The organism is Cellvibrio sp. 25HG11W-0 (genome assembly GCF_057815475.1).
Genome location: NZ_CM174230.1, coordinates 1,669,417 through 1,687,487, shown reverse-complemented (window position 1 = coordinate 1,687,487; position 18,071 = coordinate 1,669,417). Strand labels below are relative to the sequence as shown.

13 protein-coding genes are annotated in these 18,071 nt (G+C 46.6%); 3 read left to right on the top strand and 10 right to left on the bottom strand.

The genetic code is table 11. From position 1 onward, the window contains the following. Positions 1-6: 6 nt before the first annotated feature. From AC0KUT_RS06925 to AC0KUT_RS06880, 10 genes are all read right to left on the bottom strand, one after another. The gene (locus AC0KUT_RS06925) at positions 7-2,955 is read right to left on the bottom strand and encodes a cellulase family glycosylhydrolase (protein ID WP_488834618.1); all 2,949 of its coding nucleotides are present in this window, start codon (positions 2,953-2,955) and stop codon (positions 7-9) included. Between the two features lie 163 nt (positions 2,956-3,118). Further along, positions 3,119-3,718, bottom strand: coding sequence for a DUF2214 domain-containing protein (locus AC0KUT_RS06920; RefSeq protein ID WP_488834617.1), 600 nt, complete (start codon positions 3,716-3,718; stop codon positions 3,119-3,121). A 384-nt stretch (positions 3,719-4,102) separates the two neighbouring features. Continuing rightward, a complete protein-coding gene (locus AC0KUT_RS06915) occupies positions 4,103-4,663 on the bottom strand; it encodes a cytochrome b (RefSeq protein ID WP_488834614.1) in 561 nt (186 codons plus the stop codon). Positions 4,664-4,932: 269 nt separating this feature from the next. After that, positions 4,933-6,138: a DUF1552 domain-containing protein gene (locus AC0KUT_RS06910; RefSeq protein WP_488834613.1), complete on the bottom strand. Its 1,206-nt coding sequence runs from the start codon at positions 6,136-6,138 to the stop codon at positions 4,933-4,935. Positions 6,139-6,185: 47 nt separating this feature from the next. Beyond that, complete coding sequence (locus tag AC0KUT_RS06905; protein WP_488834611.1) at positions 6,186-9,743, bottom strand: DUF1592 domain-containing protein; 3,558 nt, start codon at positions 9,741-9,743, stop codon at positions 6,186-6,188. 27 nt (positions 9,744-9,770) lie between these two features. Continuing rightward, positions 9,771-11,699, bottom strand: a complete 1,929-nt coding sequence (locus AC0KUT_RS06900) for a cellulose binding domain-containing protein (protein WP_488834609.1) — start codon at positions 11,697-11,699, stop codon at positions 9,771-9,773. Between the two features lie 151 nt (positions 11,700-11,850). After that, positions 11,851-12,450, bottom strand: a complete 600-nt coding sequence (locus AC0KUT_RS06895; RefSeq protein ID WP_488834608.1) for a DUF2214 domain-containing protein — start codon at positions 12,448-12,450, stop codon at positions 11,851-11,853. Between the two features lie 828 nt (positions 12,451-13,278). Next, positions 13,279-14,541, bottom strand: a complete 1,263-nt coding sequence (locus tag AC0KUT_RS06890; protein WP_488834607.1) for a valine--pyruvate transaminase — start codon at positions 14,539-14,541, stop codon at positions 13,279-13,281. A 209-nt stretch (positions 14,542-14,750) separates the two neighbouring features. Beyond that, entirely contained in the window at positions 14,751-15,116 is a 366-nt protein-coding gene (locus AC0KUT_RS06885) for a response regulator (protein WP_488834606.1), read from the bottom strand. Between the two features lie 118 nt (positions 15,117-15,234). Continuing rightward, positions 15,235-16,500 (bottom strand): YihY family inner membrane protein, encoded by a 1,266-nt coding sequence (locus AC0KUT_RS06880; RefSeq protein WP_488834604.1) that lies wholly within the window; start codon positions 16,498-16,500, stop codon positions 15,235-15,237. Between the two features lie 108 nt (positions 16,501-16,608). On the opposite strand from AC0KUT_RS06880, the gene arsC reads away from it, so the two are divergent. From arsC to AC0KUT_RS06865, 3 genes are read left to right on the top strand one after another with little or no spacing between them, the layout of a single operon-like run. Then, a complete protein-coding gene (gene arsC, locus AC0KUT_RS06875; RefSeq protein ID WP_488834602.1) occupies positions 16,609-16,953 on the top strand; it encodes an arsenate reductase (glutaredoxin) in 345 nt (114 codons plus the stop codon). Positions 16,954-16,971: 18 nt separating this feature from the next. Next, complete coding sequence (wrbA, locus tag AC0KUT_RS06870; protein WP_488834600.1) at positions 16,972-17,568, top strand: NAD(P)H:quinone oxidoreductase; 597 nt, start codon at positions 16,972-16,974, stop codon at positions 17,566-17,568. Between the two features lie 2 nt (positions 17,569-17,570). Then, positions 17,571-18,071, top strand: a complete 501-nt coding sequence (locus tag AC0KUT_RS06865) for a DUF2069 domain-containing protein (RefSeq protein WP_488834598.1) — start codon at positions 17,571-17,573, stop codon at positions 18,069-18,071.

Below are 18,071 nucleotides of genomic sequence, written 5' to 3'. Positions count from 1 at the left end.
ATCCAATTAACGGGCGTCAAAGACGAGTACGAAGTCCACAGGTACAGCGGTACTGATTGAGGCTATGCCTACTGCTGCACGTAATGCTTCCACACCGTCAGTCAATGAATAGGTAGGCGCGCTCACCAAAATCGGGGCTTGCGTTTGTACCAGGATGCGCGAGTTGGATAACTTTTGAACCAAGAGCGTGGTGGTTACCGGAGCAACAACACCGTGCAAGTTCAGACTGGCAGAGACATCAACTGTTGTAGATCCACCAACAGCGAGACCACTGAGCAAGGTTGTGCTCAAGTTGACCGTAGCGGTAGCCGTTGGGTAAGTTGCCACTTCAAACAACAAGTCATCAAGACGTTGATCGCGCAGGGCTATACCGGTATTGCCAGAGCTCAAATCAATGGTCAAGGTCGCTACGCCAGCGCTGGTGATGTCACCGTTAATACTGGTGAAGTTATGCGCCTCTACCACGTTAGTGTTTTTCGTGGTGGTGAAGTTGAAGTAAGACTCAGTGGTATTCAAAGCCCAACCGCCCACTTGTGCTACCGAGCTTGATGATACAGAGCTTGGTGCAATTGAACTGCGAGCACTGGATACTGGTACTGAGCTTGGCGCTACTGAGCTTGGTGCTACTGAGCTTGGCGCTACGCTTGAGCGTGGCGTTGAGCTAGGCGTTGCACTTGAAGAAGGCACTGAACTCACTGGAGTTACGTTACCGCAACCAATCGGTTGAGTAGAGAACACAATGTCATCCATCCACACATCTGCCGTGTTACCACTGAAGCTGTGGAAACCGAACATTGCGTAGTTGAACTTATCGCTCATCCAATCTGCCCCCAAGGCACCGTTATTCCAGTCATTGGCTGAAGTGATTGAGTGAACCAAAGTGCCGTCAACCCACATGTAGAGGCTGTCGTAGGCAGTATCGGCCAAGTAAGCGGTTTCTACGCAGTACCAGGTATTGGCTTTCATTTGTGGGCCTGAGTTCCATTGGCTCATTTTGGGCGCAATGTTATCGCTCGGAATGTGGTTAGTACCCAACACACCTTTGATTTGACCTACACGGATTTCATCGTTCGCATCTTTGGTCTTTTTCAAGCCCATGATGTGTTCGTGGTTATCGCCTGGATCATTACCCAACACCTTGCTCATGTTGACATAAGCACGGGTATACAAACGTTGAGTACCGGCTGGCAATGCACGCACGATTTGTGCAGGTGCTGCACCACCGTGGAAGTGAACTGACTTAGTGCCGTTGTATGATTTGGTGTTATCAATTACCGCGTACTGAGCGCCAGTCGCTGAGTTATTGTTGTTGTAAACCCAACCAATGAAGTTATCCCAACCTGCTGGCTGTGCGTTCACAGTACCTGACTCGAAGTTATCCGAGAAGAACACACCGGCACCGGTGTTAGGTGTAGAAGAAGCGACTGAGCTTGGCGCTACTGACGTAACGGGCTTGCTAGACGCTGGCACAGAACTTGGCGCAATGCTTGATGCAGGCTTTGAACTTGGTGCTACCGATGAATTAGGTACAACAGTACCACCCCAATTCATGATGTAATTTCTCACCAATTGACCAGAAGCGGTCAGTTGTGACGTAGCCCAACCACCATTAGCGCTGGCACCAGGAACCAAGGCTGCAGAGCCTTCGTCTTTGTCATTCAGCGCCCAGTTGGCGTTACTGATACCGTTGGTTTTGAGGAAGCTCATCCAGGTTGCGGTTTCTGCTGCGTTCACACCACCACCACCGTCGGCGTTCACTGAACCCCACTCTGTTACAAACAACGCAATACCGTTATTCATCGCGGTAGTCGCTTTGTCACGCAGTGATTGCTTATGAGTACCCGCATAGAAATGCAAGGTATACGCAATGTTGCTGTAGGCGGTAATTGGACTTTGCGATGCAACATCTACATCTTGTGACCAATTGGGTGTACCCACGATAATCAAGTTATCTGGGTCAATTGCGCGAATCGCCGCAATTACATCGGTCGCATAGGGCTTAATTACACCAGTCCAAGATACATTAAGAGGCTCGTTATATACCTCATATATCACGTTGTTGTAGCTGCCATACTTAGTTGCCATCTCTTTAAAGAAAGCAATTGAAGCAGCCTTGTTGTCTTCAGCGTGATGCGTGTGCCAGTCAATAATTACATACATGTTATTGGCAATAGCGGCATCAACAACAGTTGTCGTGCGCGTTTTGTTCGCGGCATCAGTTAGATAACCACCGTCATCTTCAACACCCATTGCGGCGCGCACTAGATTGGCTTTCCAATCTGATTTAAGCCATGAAACGACTTGTGCGTTGTAATACTTGTCTGCACCCCAACCGGTATTGCTCCAGAACAAACTCATACCAGACAAATTAGCGGGCTGACCGTTTGCGGTAACTTTATTGCCCTGCACTACCAACGCAGGTACGCCGCCGGTATTACCTGCAGAAGAGCCAGGTGTAGAGGACTTAGGCACTGAGCTTGGTGCCACGCTAGTTACGGGCGTAGAAGATACTGGAGGCGTAGAAGAAGCCGGCGTCGTAGATCCACAAGCTGCACCAGTTAAGGCAGGTACTTCAGCAGTAGTACCATCGGTTTTGGTGCCCTGAATACCAAATTCTGCGGAAGCACTTGGTGCCAAGTTACCATTCCAGCTCAAGTTGGTCGCCGAATAAGGATTGGTACCGCTCAAAGTGGCGTTGTAGCTGGTGGTCATGCGGTTATTGCCGGCATAGGTCCAACCAACAGTCCAACCACTCATCGCTGAGGTTCCGGAGTTAGTTATTTTTATTGTGGCGGTATAGCCGTTATTCCACTGATTGGTCACTGTATAAGAACAGGCACCAAACGCTTGTGTGGAAAGAGCGGATACAGCCAGGGAGAACCCCAACGCAGCGGCGGTGCGAGTTACTGCACTCACCTTGCGCGGTTTTATCGCTGAGGCTTTAAAGCTACTCATAGTGTTTTCCTCGGAGGTAAAAGCCGAATTGTTGGTCGGCGTTGCTACTAGCTAGTTATTGTTAAAAGACATAACTTCGGTTTAAAACAATGGAACATTTACAAAAAGCAATGAAAGCCCAAAGCACAACCATTGGCGCTATGGGCTATTGAAGATCAATTTGTTAATCAAATTTGCGAGGGGAATTTAGCTCTATGGCTTTGCCCATATGCGTAGAGTCTGCACGACGCATGGTCCGCATAACTTCGCATGCCACCACAAAAGCACCGATAACCAAGCCAACATAGATGCACATTATTAAGCTAAAACTAAGGGTGTAATTCCATGGTCTGGCGATACCGAGAAAGCAAGCAAACAACCAGGAGACAGATGAAAGCGCCCCTGTTAGCGCAACCAAAGTTTGTTCAGTATAAGATAGGCTTGTTATGCCGCCAGAAGATGTTACGCGGGGGAAGCTATAGTGGTGCAAAACGATACCATTGAGAGTCAAAAGAGCAACTACAGCCACTTTCGCCCATAGCTTTTGATTCAGTAAATATTGCGCAGGGTCATCGAGATACCCCATGGTTACCAAGCCAGCGCCAGAAACCCAGAGCACAATGAGCGCCATTACAACAATTTCTGCTGCTTTTTTAAGCTCGGCAATCGCTTGAGGAGTAAGTGCTGCGCCCTTTGAACGCGCGAGCGCTAAATCCTGAACAAAGGTAACACCTAGTGCAATACAGGCAGCTATTAAATGGGCATAGACAATTAGAGTTTTCATAGATATCCGCACCTTTATTGTTATTGTTAAACTCAGCTCAGCAATGTTAGCGCAATCATAGTAAGGGTGTAAAATTTTACAAAACTTTATTACGACCCAAATAGAGATAAGTGATTTCCGCTAAAGTTAAAATCTAAGGCAATGTCTATGGCCGTCAAAAAGATTTACTTAGCAATGATTGGCTACAACTGCTGATTCTGGACTAGTTAACACTTTTGAAATATATGATTATTTTTTTTCTACTTTTAAAGCAGTAGATCAATATTAATTCGATTAACCCTCAATGTAAATTCAAATTTTGTGTTTTTTACCTAAATTAAATACTAAAAAGTTATATGTAAAGGGTTTTGGCGTTATATACATCATTTTGATCCTGTACACATTTCATTCACTCTTATCCCTAGGCAGCGGCTTAATCATCCTAATAAAAGTGGAATCACCTATCAAAAAATGATGCACTAAAGCACCCCCCACATGGAGAATTACGATAAAAAATAAACCCCAAGCAACAAATTTATGGGTTAAACCAGCCAAATTAATCCCATACGTATCCAGACCAATTAATGCGGGCGCCTTAAACCACCCAAAAACACTTATCGTCTGCCCCTCTGCCGTACAAATCAAATAGCCACTTACCAGAACTACAAACATCAACACATAGAGTGAAAACTTTATAAGTTTGACGCCTAGCTTGGCCACCACAGTTGAGCTTAAGGATAGAGGCGTTTTACTGCTTAAGCGCCAAAGCAATCGCGCAATAATAAACCCGAATATCAAAATACCAAGAGCATAATGTAAATGTGCATACTGCAAATAATCAGGCGAGTAATAACCATAACTGGTTAGATAAACCCCCAAGCCAAATAGAAACAGCACAACTATCGCGCTCACCCAATGAAAAAAAATACTGACCAAACCAAAACCGCGACGCGAATCTCTAATCACTAGATTATCCCCTTTCTTTACAAATTTTATTATTGTCAATTTTTAACTTACAGATCTGCAACACACAACACCTACTCTAATTAACATAAATACTGTTATTGTTGAGATAACTAAAGCTAAAAATTCTGAGTTTCTAAAATCTACAAAATAAAAAGCCTGACTGTTTATTAAATACTCCTTAATAAACAATCAGGCTTTATGTCCTTAAACCACTCATCAAGCCACTTATTTAAATTGGCCAATTAACTGAGGGAGTATGGTTACCACACTTACAAACCAGAAATAGTTGATACGCCCCAGTTACGGTAAGCAGCACCATTTGGGCTTTGATCAGCTCGCAATTTTTGACCCAAAGTTTGATAAATTTCAACCTGGGTTTTTCCAGCAATATCCAGCACTCTATTACCGGTAATACCAGCACCAGCAACAAACATGGGAACATCGTCATTGCCATGAGCATCTGCGAGCCCCATATCGGACATCTGAGTAACAACAGTAGAGCTGAGCAAGCCTTGAGCATTTAACTTATCTAGTAAATACTTGCTTAAGCCTTGCATATAAGCGATGTCTTCAGTGTATTGCGCTTGATTAAAGTGATGCGATGAATGCGAGGAGCGACCGCCAAGTTTGTCAAAAATATGGTTGTGCGCATCAGTGCCAAACGCTATCGATACCGATGCAGTTAGATTGCAACTTAATGCCAAGGTGATGATGTCGGCTTGTAATTTAGCCAAGGCATCAAAACCAACCACGGCAGTATTTGCTGGCTTTGGACATGAACCACTACCACCACTACCGCCACCGCTGCCCGCACCAATTGCCGTTTCAATTTCTTGAATTGCGGTGAAATGGCTATCGAGCTTATCTTTCTCAAATTGACCAAGCTTGGTCTTCAGACTGCTAATTGCAGGGTAATGAAGATCAACAATAGACTTTCTCGGTGCCGTACCCGTTGTGGTAGTAGTGCCACCACTAAACAGAATATCTAATGCTGCTTGTGGGCTAGTGATAGTTGGCTTACTAGCCGAGCCTTCACGACTCAAATTTGACTCGTCAGTAGTACCAACATTTAAATATTTAACAGGGAAGTTGGCACCAATAGTGCGCCCCATATTCACGTCAAAACTATCTTTTGAAAAGCTGCCGTTATCAAAGCGATGGAACATGATGCCGTGACCCGCACCACTTAATTTTGCACTCTTCATTATCGCCATTTTGCTGTAGTGGCTTGCCAAAGGCGCAGATTGCGCAGGGAACGTAGTTCCACTGGGATACCAGAGATTGGGTTGACAACCGCCGCCGGAGAAAATCAAGCAACTTTTAGTCGGGGTTCCACTTTGAGCTTCAGCTGCACGCGCTAACATTACGCCACCAATCAAACTTGAAGCTCTTAACAAACCGGTAGAAATACCGGCATGTTTTACGATACGCAGAAAATCTCTACGCTCTTTATCGAAGCAGTCTTTATATCTCATTTTATTCACTCCAATTCGTTAACAAGGCTGTGAAGTTGGAGCACGCGTTAGCGTGCCCACTCCTTCCGGTACATTACTGATTCCAATGCTGGAATCTCTTCAAGCATTGCACGTGGGCCTCTGGTTGATAGTACGTTAGTTAAGTCAGCGATATCGCAGCGGTATGCCTGCTCTTCCGCTTTGCTTATGCGTGTATAACCAACATCTCTGGTGGAGTCGATCAAGAATATGGAGTTTATACCAGAGCTGTAACTGACGAACTGGGTTGCCAGACAAGCTTGCGCCAAACCGGAAACCTGTGGTTGCTCAGCAATAGTACGGGCAAGATCAGCTGCGCCATTGAATTGAATAGATGGCGAGTAGATCACACGGTCAGGATCGTTTAGGAATTGCAACTGTGGATAGGGCGAGTAGAAAGTGCCACTTGAAACAATTGCATTGCCTTTCAGATCAGTACTGCGAACACGACCAGCAGTATCGAAGTTCTCCATAGCACCACCCAATGGGTTGATAATCTCACCGTGGCAGTTTGCACAGCTGGTACCTGCAGTGATGCGATCGAAGATCATGCGCTGAGTCGTATGTGGATCTTCATAGAACACCTTATCACGTGCAGCCAGAGCTTCACGATCAAGACTCACACCTGCTGGTGGCTCAGGGATATCCTGACACATTAGCTTTCTACGCAAGGCTACAGCACGAGTAATCATGTTGGAGTCCGTAGGGCTTGAGTAACGCGACATAAAGGCACCTGACATCAAAATACCACCACGTTCCTGGGTACTCACTTTCACGAAGCCATCAGCATCCTGAGTGCCACTGAACGGCAAGCCGTAATGCGAAGCCAAACGAGAGTTGACGTAGGTGTAGCCTGGATTATAAATCGCACTAAAGGTACTTGCTGAATCAAGCATAGCGCCGGCGAAGTTTTTACCCAGCTCTTGCTTCATATCTGCACCGAGAGTCGCAAAATTACTAAATGCAGGCTTAATCAGTGTTTCGATATTATCCGTTAACAACCAACGGTTCACCAAGTCAGTCAACAACAACTTAGTATTCGCATTACTTAGCAAAGTAGCAGCTTGTGTACGAATTCCTGCTGCAGTATTCAGGCTTCCATTAGCAGCGGCTTGCATTAATGCCGCACTTGGAGCCGAACCTGTATAGGTGTAACTCAAGTAGGTTGCCATCTCGTATCCATCAAGCTTGTAAATGCCACTGCTAGAAAGCACACCTACTTCAGAGCGATACAAGAATTGTGGTGATGACAGCATTGCGGTCAGCGCAACATTCATACCATCCGTTACTGTACGGCCACCGGTGGTGCCATTAGCTACATTCAAGTAAGCGGTCTGCTCTTCAGTCGTTAATGGACGACGGAAGATACGAGGACCTAATGTGTTAACCAAAGTAGATGCACAGCTTGCAGAAGGAGTACAACTCAATACCGCATTCCAGCGCGTTGCCACATCGGTAGCGATACGTTCAGCGTTAGCCAGGTAGCTGGTATAGCGAGCCTTATCAATGACCAAGGTGTTGTTGTTTACAAAGGCACCAGAGATAAAGTCACTTGGCAAGCTAGCGGTTAAATCAGCCTGATAGCCAACCAAATCTTTCATGGAGCGCTGGTATTCATTTTTGGTTAACAAACGCAAGGCTCTTTGACCATAGCTTGGTGCATTTGATGGGCAGCTAAAAGTCGACACTGGATTATCTGGTATACCATCTGCTGGTTTACGCCAGGTCAGTATATGAGCCGCAGTATCTGCAGCACACTGACCAGTACAGCTACTTTCATTCCCCTGTGGCATCCACATAGCAATAAAGTCATTGAGCGAGCGCGCTTGGGTATCTTGGCTGTGTCTGTATTCAGAACGATTAGGATTCACAGGCTGCAGCGCAACAGTACCATTGGCATTTTTCTCACCATCTACACCATGGCAGCTGGCACATTTTTGATCCCAGAGCACTTTACCGTTTGTAGCATTACCCACAACAGAACCAGCACTACTCGATGTAACGGTGCTTGATGTGGTTCTTGGCGCTAACAAGTAAGTAGCAATTGCACTACCACAGTCAGTACCACACAACGCAGGGTTTGTAATCGGCATGTTATTAGTGATGTAAGTCGCCAACAATGCTTGATTTTTCTGTGCAGGGAACGCGGTAGTCAAAGCGTGACAGCTAGTACATTGCTGTGCAAACAAGGTCGCACCGTTTAAGGCCGCAACACTGCTGCTAGAGCCAACAGCAATGACCGATGAGCCCACTGAACTGCTGCTAACCGCACCCGTTAAGGTAACCGATACCGCATTAGATGCAGGTGAAGGCATGCTGCCATTGAACGCAATGACTTTATAGTCATAGGCGCCCGCAGTTGTCAGGGTGTCTTGATAGCTGCTGGTATTAGCCGCAGTACCTTTTACTGTTGACCATAAACCCGCTGCATCTTTACGACGAACCACAAAGCCGGTTTCGTTGTTGCTGACATCAGACCAGTTCAAAGATGCAACGCCCGTCACTTGGCTCAAACTTGCCAGCAAGTTAAGCGGTGCAGCCGGTGCAGCAGCCAGTTGAATCGGCGCAACGTTCGCGGCATTGTCTTTGGTCAGGAAGAGCTTGAAGTACACAGGTACTTTTTGGCCAATCGCGTCCAAGGCTGCCGTGGTTCTCAGGGTTTCTATGCCCGAAGCCAAATCAAAATCAACAGAGTTGATGACGATGGCTTTGCGCGGCGACACACTGAAGTTATTGGCGTCATGTTTTACCACCAGGGCATCAAAGCTGATGTCTTTGGTGATGCCGTGCAAGGTTAAGCTGCCAGTAAACGACTTGGTGCTGATGCTACCGACTGCCATGCCGTCAATCTCAGTCAAACTGAGTTGCGTGCTGAAGTGCAAGCTCGGCATAAAGTCCGTTTCAAACAACATGCTTTGCATGCGCGTGTTACGGATATCGATGCCAGTCACTATGCTAGACAAAGGAATGGTTAAATTCGCTTGGCCATTGCTGTTGACGGTACCTTGCAGCGTAGTGAACGTGAAATTTTCAGCCGTGTTGATTTTCTTCACAGCCACAAAATTGAACGTCGACTTAGTGCCATTCACTGACCAACGTGTTGCGACGCTAGGTGCAACACTTGAAGAACTACTACTGCTAAATAGCGGCGTAGTGCTGGAAGACCTGCTGCTAGGTGTTGGCGTGCTGCTAGGTGTGCTGCTTGCCGCAACGCCGCCACAAGCAACACCATTAAGGGTGTAACTCGTAGGAGCGGCGCCCAGGTTGTTAACAATAAACCCAAACGAGGCAGTACCGGCAGCAGGAAGACTACCGTTATAGCCAGCATTTTTCACACAAACATTTTTACCGGTTTGGGTAAAGGTGCCATCCCACAGATTTTGGATAGCGTCGTTGCCACTGTAGCTGTAGCACAGCTCCCAACCATTTAACGCACCACCATTGTTGGTGATGGTGGTTTTGATTTGTGCGCCACTGCCCCAGCTGTTAACCGCTTCGTAGTTCACACTACAAGCGCCTTGGGCGAAGGCTCCGCCCGATGCCGCGACACCGAGAGAGAGCATCGAAATTTTCAATAATTTTTTCATGATTTATTCTCTTTAGGCTTCATCCAATTAACGGGCGTCAAAGACGAGTACGAAGTCCACAGGTACAGCGGTACTGATTGAGGCTATGCCTACTGCTGCACGTAATGCTTCCACACCGTCAGTCAATGAATAGGTAGGCGCGCTCACCAAAATCGGGGCTTGCGTTTGTACCAGGATGCGCGAGTTGGATAACTTTTGAACCAAGAGCGTGGTGGTTACCGGAGCAACAACACCGTGCAAGTTCAGACTGGCAGAGACATCAACTGTTGTAGATCCACCAACAGCGAGACCACTGAGCAAGGTTGTGCTCAAGTTGACCGTAGCGGTAGCCGTTGGGTAAGTTGCCACTTCAAACAACAAGTCATCAAGACGTTGATCGCGCAGGGCTATACCGGTATTGCCAGAGCTCAAATCAATGGTCAAGGTCGCTACGCCAGCGCTGGTGATGTCACCGTTAATACTGGTGAAGTTATGCGCCTCTACCACGTTAGTGTTTTTCGTGGTGGTGAAGTTGAAGTAAGACTCAGTGGTATTCAAAGCCCAACCGCCCACTTGTGCTACCGAGCTTGATGATACAGAGCTTGGTGCAATTGAACTGCGAGCACTGGATACTGGTACTGAGCTTGGCGCTACTGAGCTTGGTGCTACTGAGCTTGGCGCTACGCTTGAGCGTGGCGTTGAGCTAGGCGTTGCACTTGAAGAAGGCACTGAACTCACTGGAGTTACGTTACCGCAACCAATCGGTTGAGTAGAGAACACAATGTCATCCATCCACACATCTGCCGTGTTACCACTGAAGCTGTGGAAACCGAACATTGCGTAGTTGAACTTATCGCTCATCCAATCTGCCCCCAAGGCACCGTTATTCCAGTCATTGGCTGAAGTGATTGAGTGAACCAAAGTGCCGTCAACCCACATGTAGAGGCTGTCGTAGGCAGTATCGGCCAAGTAAGCGGTTTCTACGCAGTACCAGGTATTGGCTTTCATTTGTGGGCCTGAGTTCCATTGGCTCATTTTGGGCGCAATGTTATCGCTCGGAATGTGGTTAGTACCCAACACACCTTTGATTTGACCTACACGGATTTCATCGTTCGCATCTTTGGTCTTTTTCAAGCCCATGATGTGTTCGTGGTTATCGCCTGGATCATTACCCAACACCTTGCTCATGTTGACATAAGCACGGGTATACAAACGTTGAGTACCGGCTGGCAATGCACGCACGATTTGTGCAGGTGCTGCACCACCGTGGAAGTGAACTGACTTAGTGCCGTTGTATGATTTGGTGTTATCAATTACCGCGTACTGAGCGCCAGTCGCTGAGTTATTGTTGTTGTAAACCCAACCAATGAAGTTATCCCAACCTGCTGGCTGTGCGTTCACAGTACCTGACTCGAAGTTATCCGAGAAGAACACACCGGCACCGGTGTTAGGTGTAGAAGAAGCGACTGAGCTTGGCGCTACTGACGTAACGGGCTTGCTAGAACCCGGTATTGACGAAGCTGGAACAGCTGAGGCTGGCGCTGAAGAAGCCGGCACAGTGCCACCACAAGCGGTGCCAGTTAAGGCAGGCACTTCAGCAGTAGTGCCATCGGTTTTGGTGCCCTGAATACCAAACTCAGCAGATGCACTGGGCGCCAAGTTGCCATTCCAGCTCAAGTTGGTCGCCGAGTAAGGATTGGTACCACTCAGAGTAGCGTTGTAGCTGGTGGTCATGCGGTTGTTACCAGCATAGGTCCAACCAACAGTCCAACCACTCATCGCTGAGGTTCCGGAGTTAGTTATTTTTATTGTGGCGGTATAGCCGTTATTCCACTGATTGGTCACTGTATAAGTACAGGCACCAAACGCTTGTGTGGAAAGAGCGGATACAGCCAGGGAGAACCCCAACGCAGCGGCGGTGCGAGTTACTGCACTCACCTTGCGCGGTTTTATCGCTGAGGCTTTAAAGCTACTCATAGTGTTTTCCTCGGAGGTAAAAGCCGAATGGTCGTCCGGCATTAGTCATTTTTGTTAAAGCGCCAAAAGTTAAAATTTAAAACAACAACGTCAAAAAAATAAAAGTAGTTAACCCGCTTCATGAGCGGGTTTAGTGTGGAAGCAGTGGGCATTAGTCATATTTACGAGAGGCATTCAACTGCACTCTCTCGGTTAACAAGGGTGGCTCCGCTTTGCGCAATCCCCGCATAACTTCACAAGCGACAATGAAGCCCCCAATTACAAAACCAGCGTAAATTAACATTACAAAGTCATAGCCAACGGTGTAATTCCACGTGCGGGCTATACCTAAGTAACAGGCATACAGCCAAGAGACAGATGAGATAGCTCCAGTTAGCGCCACCAAAATTTGCTCATAAACAGGCAAGCCTAAAATTCCCTTAGGTGAGGTAACGCGAGGAAAACTGTAGTAATGCAGGAAAATCCCATTGATGGTAAGTACGGCTACCACAGTAAACTTTGCCCAAAGCTTCTCGTTAAAAAGATACTGCTGTGGGTTGTCCAAATAGCCAACCAGAACCAAGCTCAACCCCGTCAACCACAAAACAATCAGTGCTACCACGATGATTTCAGCAGACTTTTTGAGCTCGCGGCTCGCATTTGCAGACAGTGGATTACCACGAGAAAGCGCGATAGCTAAGTCCTGAATCACCAAAATACCTATAGCAACGCAAGCAGCTAATAAATGCGCATAAACAATTAAGGTTTTCATAATTTCCACGCCTTTCTGTTATTTCGAGCCAATTTTAATTATGGGCAAGCGATGATTGCGTTAACAACTACCAAGTAAAAAATCTAAAATCGCTTACAAAACTACTGAGGGAGATTCTCTTTCCTTAAAAAGGCAAGCACATAAACAAGTATTAAGCGCCAGCCAGTAGAAGATAATAATTACGCTTCACCTGATAGCATTTAACTGTCAAATAAGACCGAGCTACGGCTACTTCTTAAGTCTTTTTGTAATTAAACTAAATTTCTTATAGTTTATTGTTAGAAAAGGTACATGATTTACAAAATATGATCAATTAACAAAATATTCTCTACTTCTCATTTTCACACTAACGTAGACCAAAAGGGTGCCCAAACAACCAAGGCAACTTACTGGTAAAATTAGTTTTTAAGATGAAAAATAACTTTGTTCACTAAAAGCAAGATAGTTCGTAAAAAAATAATCGTAAGCATTTGTTTTATAATAGTTTTTTAGTTTTCTGCCGACACACCAGGAGTGTTTATGGTCCGATTCACAGAAAAGTACATTTTTGCGGCCCATTCACCAAACGACAAAGTTACTCATCACACTCAAACAGCACTCAGATTCGCTTTATTTATAGATTTAAAAATGAGTACAACGCCTCAGTTACCCAAAAGCGAAGCAGGTACAGTGTGCATCTGCTCGCCCTAGCTCTCACTGAGATTTAAATACTACCCTTTCAATATCAAAAAATAATCTTTTTTTTGATTTTTTACACTTTGTCAGGCTGGCGCGCCTTTGAGTGTTTCGAATGGTAGCGCAATCAGCGCAATTACCCCCTAGGTCACCTCAATCTACACAAATCTCGAATAAAGGTTTTACAACTTCAGCAATCAATGCAGCGCCCCGCTCCACCATCTCAGTGTCCTGACAATAGGTCACACGAATACATTCGTGTGCATGTGGCCAATCATCCTTCATACCAGGGAAGAAGTGATGTCCCGATACAACTAAAAGCCCCCTCAGCTTTAAGCGTTGATAGAGCTCCTCGCTCGTAATAGGCAGCCCCTTAAACCATAGCCATAAGAAAATAGCGCCTTCAGGCTGATGAATGTAACAAGGGAGGCCGGAGAGATGGCGTCTAAAGCTAGCTACTGCATGCTGCATACGCGCTTCATAGAAGGGTCGAATATGCTGGCGACTCAATGCAAGAATATCTTCATGCTTTAGCAACTGCTGCAATAACGCAGGCCCAAAATTACCGCAAGCGAGACTTAAAATGGTATTGGCCCTTGCAAACGCACTAATAACATCAGGATTGGCGATAACAACCCCGGTGCGGGCGCCGGGCAGCCCAAGCTTGGAAAGACTAAGCACCAGAATTGTATTGTCATTCCAAAAAGGCTCTGCAGGGCTAAAAAGAATATTAGGGAATGGCGTACCGTAGGCACCGTCTATGATAAGCGGCACCTTGTGTGCGCGGGCTAGCTCATCTAGGCGCTGTAATTCAACGTCACTAATCACATTGCCGGTAGGATTGGTAGGACGAGAAACACACAGAGCACCCGTTTCAACGGTAATACGCAACGCGTCAAAATCAACATGGTATTTAAAGAAGCCATTCTCCAGTATTTCGATACTCGGACGGGTTGCTGCAAAAAAGTCCGCACTAATACCCAGATCGCTATAGCCAAGGTATTCAGGAATGAGCGGCAACTGTATTCGCTTTCTAGTTCCATCGGCAAATTCACCCGCAAATAGATTAAAAAGCACAAAGAAAGCTGACTGGCTGCCGTTAGCCAGTGCAATATTGGCGCGATTTAAAGGCCAGCCGTATTCTTTATTGAACAGCTCTGCGCAAGCATCCAACACATCAGCATCGCCTTGCGGCGGTTGATATACACCCATCATTTGGTAGGCACTGTGCGGATCGCTCAATACCATCTGCAAGCGCTTGTGAAACACAGCCTCCACTACTGGAATCCGTGCAGGATTTCCACCCCCCATAAATATCATCTCAGGGTTAACGCGCAGGGCTTCACCCAAATCCTCCATGAGCGTTACTATTCCCACCTCAGTAGCGAGCTTTTGACCAAACTGAGAAAACTGCATAAACCACCTGCATTTAAATAACTAAGCAAGCAAAGCGTGCTAGAAATATAGAACAGACTGCTCTATCACACATACAAGAACCTAGAGATGAGCAATTGTTAGGATATTATTAAAGAGAAGCCGCGCAATTTAACGGCTAGAAGGCGGGAAAACCAGAGAATTATCGAACACTGCGCAAGCTAATCAAAGCATGAAAAACTACTCAAACACTAAATAAATCCAAAGTTCTTTAGCGTGATTGCTAATTTTTCGGCATTAATGGGCTTTTGAATAAAATCGACTGCGCCAAGCTGAGTCACCCGCTCATGGGCTGTGGGCTGAATATCACCCGATATCACTATAATCATGGCATTGAGAGATTCGCTTTTAACGGCCTCCAATACTTGATAGCCGTCCATCTCCGGCATGGTTAGATCCAAAAAGACGATCTCTCCTTTGCCCTCACGAATTGCACTCAACCCCTCCCTCCCATTGGTGGCAAAGGTGATTTCTACATCCCAACCTTCAGGTAATGAGCGGGCAACTTGCTTGCGCGCCATCATGGAATCATCACAAATTAATAGTGGTATGGTCATAGCAATTAAAGATCTTATAGATAGGTGCGCCATAACGGCAGAAATTTAACATCCTTGTGAGTATAGACATGGATTCCAGAGGAGATAGATTTTTGACGAAAAAGCTCACTTATTTACCTCATGCTGGCTGTTCAGGAATTACTTTCTCAACACAAAATAACGACGCCAAACTCATTTCCATCATTTGTGAAGAATAGGCATCTATAGCACCCAGTTGCTGCTGTGCAATTTGCCCCCAAGGCAAAGACTCTAAAACAGTGCTCTCTTCGGGTAAAAAATGGGGCAAGCCTAATAAGCTTGCCAATTGCCCCAAGCTAAACAGGCTAAGATCTTGAGAAAGTACTAACTCTTCCTGCTGCGTCAAGGTAATAACACCATGATTCAGCAATGCGATACGAATACGCTGCCACTGTTGCGCCGATAATCCCTGACGCAATAACTCCTGTTCACTAACCGCTGCGCCCTTAGCAAAGGCTTGATAGAGCTGCCAAAGAATAAGGAGCGCGGCAAACAAATCGGGGTAATGACGATCGCGCAAGCCGATTTGATGGCTTTTGATCGTATGTACAAAAACCGCCCCCCCCAAAATCACCATCCACGTCAGATTAATCCAAAGCAAAAAAAGTGGCAGTGCAGCAAAAGCACCATAAACCAAGGTAAACGAGGAATGACTGACGATCCAGCTAAACCCAGCCTTTAACCCCTGAAAACATAGCGTTGTCACAAAACCACCGATTAAAGCGTCGCGAGTGGGCACGGTGCAATTCGGGACGGCAACAAACAGTAGGGTGAACGCGGCCCATGTTAGGAGCCAAGGGGCAAACTGAAACACCCACTCTAAAACCCCCAAACTGTCATAGGTACCCACCAATAACCTGAAAGACGCCAAATAGGTACTCATCGCCAAAGCCGCACCCAGTAATAAAGGCCCCAAACTGAAAATCGCCCAATAGAGCAACCAATTGGCAATGCCTCGGCGACCCCGCGCCACCCCCCAAATGGCATTGAAGTTTTGCTCAATGTTTTTCAACATAAGGTAGGCCGACACCAGTAAAAATGCCAGACCGAATGCAGTCATCTGCCGCGCCTGAGCAGAGAACTCCTTGAGATAAACCACCAGCTCCCGCTCGCTGTTGGGCAAAAAATGCTCAAAAAGTAACGATTGCAATTCATCCCCCATGTCACGAAACGCAGGGATAATTGAAAACATCGAATAAGTTACGGTCATTAAGGGCACAGTTGCAAAAAGTGCCATATAGGTTAGTGATGCAGCACTTTTTTGGCAGGATTTGGCCTGATACTGACACACCATTAAACGCACAAAACCAAACATCCAATGCTGCGCACGGCGCAAAACGGCTAACACAGAACGCATTCGAGACATGAATACAAATTCCTTTAATCGCGGGAGAGCTTAAGTGGTTATAATCTGCACCTTAGCGACATACGCTAATTACCACTGATGCAACAATATTCCCGACAAGAGCTATAGATGATTACACTTTATCATAACCCGCGCTGCTCTAAATCGCGCGCTGCACTTGAGTTGCTGCGCAGCCATGGGCAAGAGCCAGAGGTTCTGCTTTATCTCGATACCCCGCCCACCGCCAAAGCCTTAAAAACACTGCTGGGAAAACTGGGGATCAATGCGCGCACATTATTGCGCACAGGTGAAGAGGCTTACAAAACCTTAAGACTAGACAGTGAAAAGCTGACTGAAACTGCGCTCATCAAAGCTATGGTAGAAAACCCTAAGCTGATCGAACGCCCCATCGCCATACGCGGTGAACGAGCCATCATCGGCCGACCGCCAGAAAACGTACTACAACTTTTGTAAACCTAAGAGCAGCCCGCCATGACGCCCTACATCTTAATTCTCTACTACAGTCGCTCCGGCTCCACCTTCGCCATGGCACAGCAAATTGCCCGCGGTGTAGCCCAGGTTGCGAATATAGAAGCGCGCCTGCGCACTGTTCCCAATGTATCGCCCAACACTGAGGCGAGCGAAGCGGCAATTCCAACAGAAGGGGCTGTTTACTGTAGCGAAAATGACTTGAAATACTGCACCGGGTTAATACTCGGTAGCCCAACGCGCTTTGGCAATATGGCCGCCCCTATGAAATATTTTTTGGATAGCACTAGCGGGCTATGGATTAATGGCGATCTCATTAATAAACCGGCTGGAGTATTTACCTCCACGTCGAGCCTTCACGGCGGGCAGGAATCTACGCTGCTCTCCATGATGCTGCCACTTCTGCATCAAGGCATGGTGATAGCAGGCCTACCCTACTCGGCTGCAGCACTCCATATCACCAATAGCGGCGGCACTCCCTACGGTGCCTCGCACCTTGCTCGCGGTGATCAAGCAAGCAAATTAACAAGCGACGAAATTACACTCTGCCAAACGCTGGGCCAACGTATTGCCCAGCTAGCACTCAAACTACAGGCTTGATTATGACTAGCGATTCACCTAAACAGCCCCAGACAGATTCCATTGATCGGGAAACGACAGCCCATGAAAATAAAGACAGTGAAGATACTCGCAAACGCAGAAAAGACCCTGTCATTACCGCGGAAGATGCGGTAACGCTGTATAAAAAACTGCGCGCAGGACAAGTACTTGCAATAGGCAGCTATTGTGCTCTGCTGCTATTTTTTACTGCGCAAAATTTATTCAGTGCCGATGGCCGCCTCATCACGTGGCTGGTTGAAACTATTCCTCTGGTTATTTTTATCCCCGGCCTTATCAAACAAACTCACCGCACCTACAGCTGGATTTGTTTTGTATCGCTTATGTATTTTGTTGCCATAATCCCTCTCCTTATGGGGCATTGGCGTTGGAGTGACTGGCTGATAACCCTACTGGTGAGCACTCTCTTTATGAGCGCCATGATGACCAGTCGCTGGCTACAATATTGGCGCTTCTATTTATCGACGCAGACTAAAAATACATGA

What these genes read in the sequence shown, in the direction of transcription:
- AC0KUT_RS06925 (WP_488834618.1), bottom strand. Translation starts at nt 2,955, where the DNA reads ATGAGTAGCTTTAAAGCCTCAGCGATAAAACCGCGCAAGGTGAGTGCA.
- AC0KUT_RS06920 (WP_488834617.1), bottom strand. Translation starts at nt 3,718, where the DNA reads ATGAAAACTCTAATTGTCTATGCCCATTTAATAGCTGCCTGTATTGCA.
- AC0KUT_RS06910 (WP_488834613.1), bottom strand. Translation starts at nt 6,138, where the DNA reads ATGAGATATAAAGACTGCTTCGATAAAGAGCGTAGAGATTTTCTGCGT.
- AC0KUT_RS06905 (WP_488834611.1), bottom strand. Translation starts at nt 9,743, where the DNA reads ATGAAAAAATTATTGAAAATTTCGATGCTCTCTCTCGGTGTCGCGGCA.
- AC0KUT_RS06900 (WP_488834609.1), bottom strand. Translation starts at nt 11,699, where the DNA reads ATGAGTAGCTTTAAAGCCTCAGCGATAAAACCGCGCAAGGTGAGTGCA.
- AC0KUT_RS06895 (WP_488834608.1), bottom strand. Translation starts at nt 12,450, where the DNA reads ATGAAAACCTTAATTGTTTATGCGCATTTATTAGCTGCTTGCGTTGCT.
- AC0KUT_RS06890 (WP_488834607.1), bottom strand. Translation starts at nt 14,541, where the DNA reads ATGCAGTTTTCTCAGTTTGGTCAAAAGCTCGCTACTGAGGTGGGAATA.
- AC0KUT_RS06885 (WP_488834606.1), bottom strand. Translation starts at nt 15,116, where the DNA reads ATGACCATACCACTATTAATTTGTGATGATTCCATGATGGCGCGCAAG.
- AC0KUT_RS06880 (WP_488834604.1), bottom strand. Translation starts at nt 16,500, where the DNA reads ATGTCTCGAATGCGTTCTGTGTTAGCCGTTTTGCGCCGTGCGCAGCAT.
- arsC (WP_488834602.1), top strand. Translation starts at nt 16,609, where the DNA reads ATGATTACACTTTATCATAACCCGCGCTGCTCTAAATCGCGCGCTGCA.
- wrbA (WP_488834600.1), top strand. Translation starts at nt 16,972, where the DNA reads ATGACGCCCTACATCTTAATTCTCTACTACAGTCGCTCCGGCTCCACC.
- AC0KUT_RS06865 (WP_488834598.1), top strand. Translation starts at nt 17,571, where the DNA reads ATGACTAGCGATTCACCTAAACAGCCCCAGACAGATTCCATTGATCGG.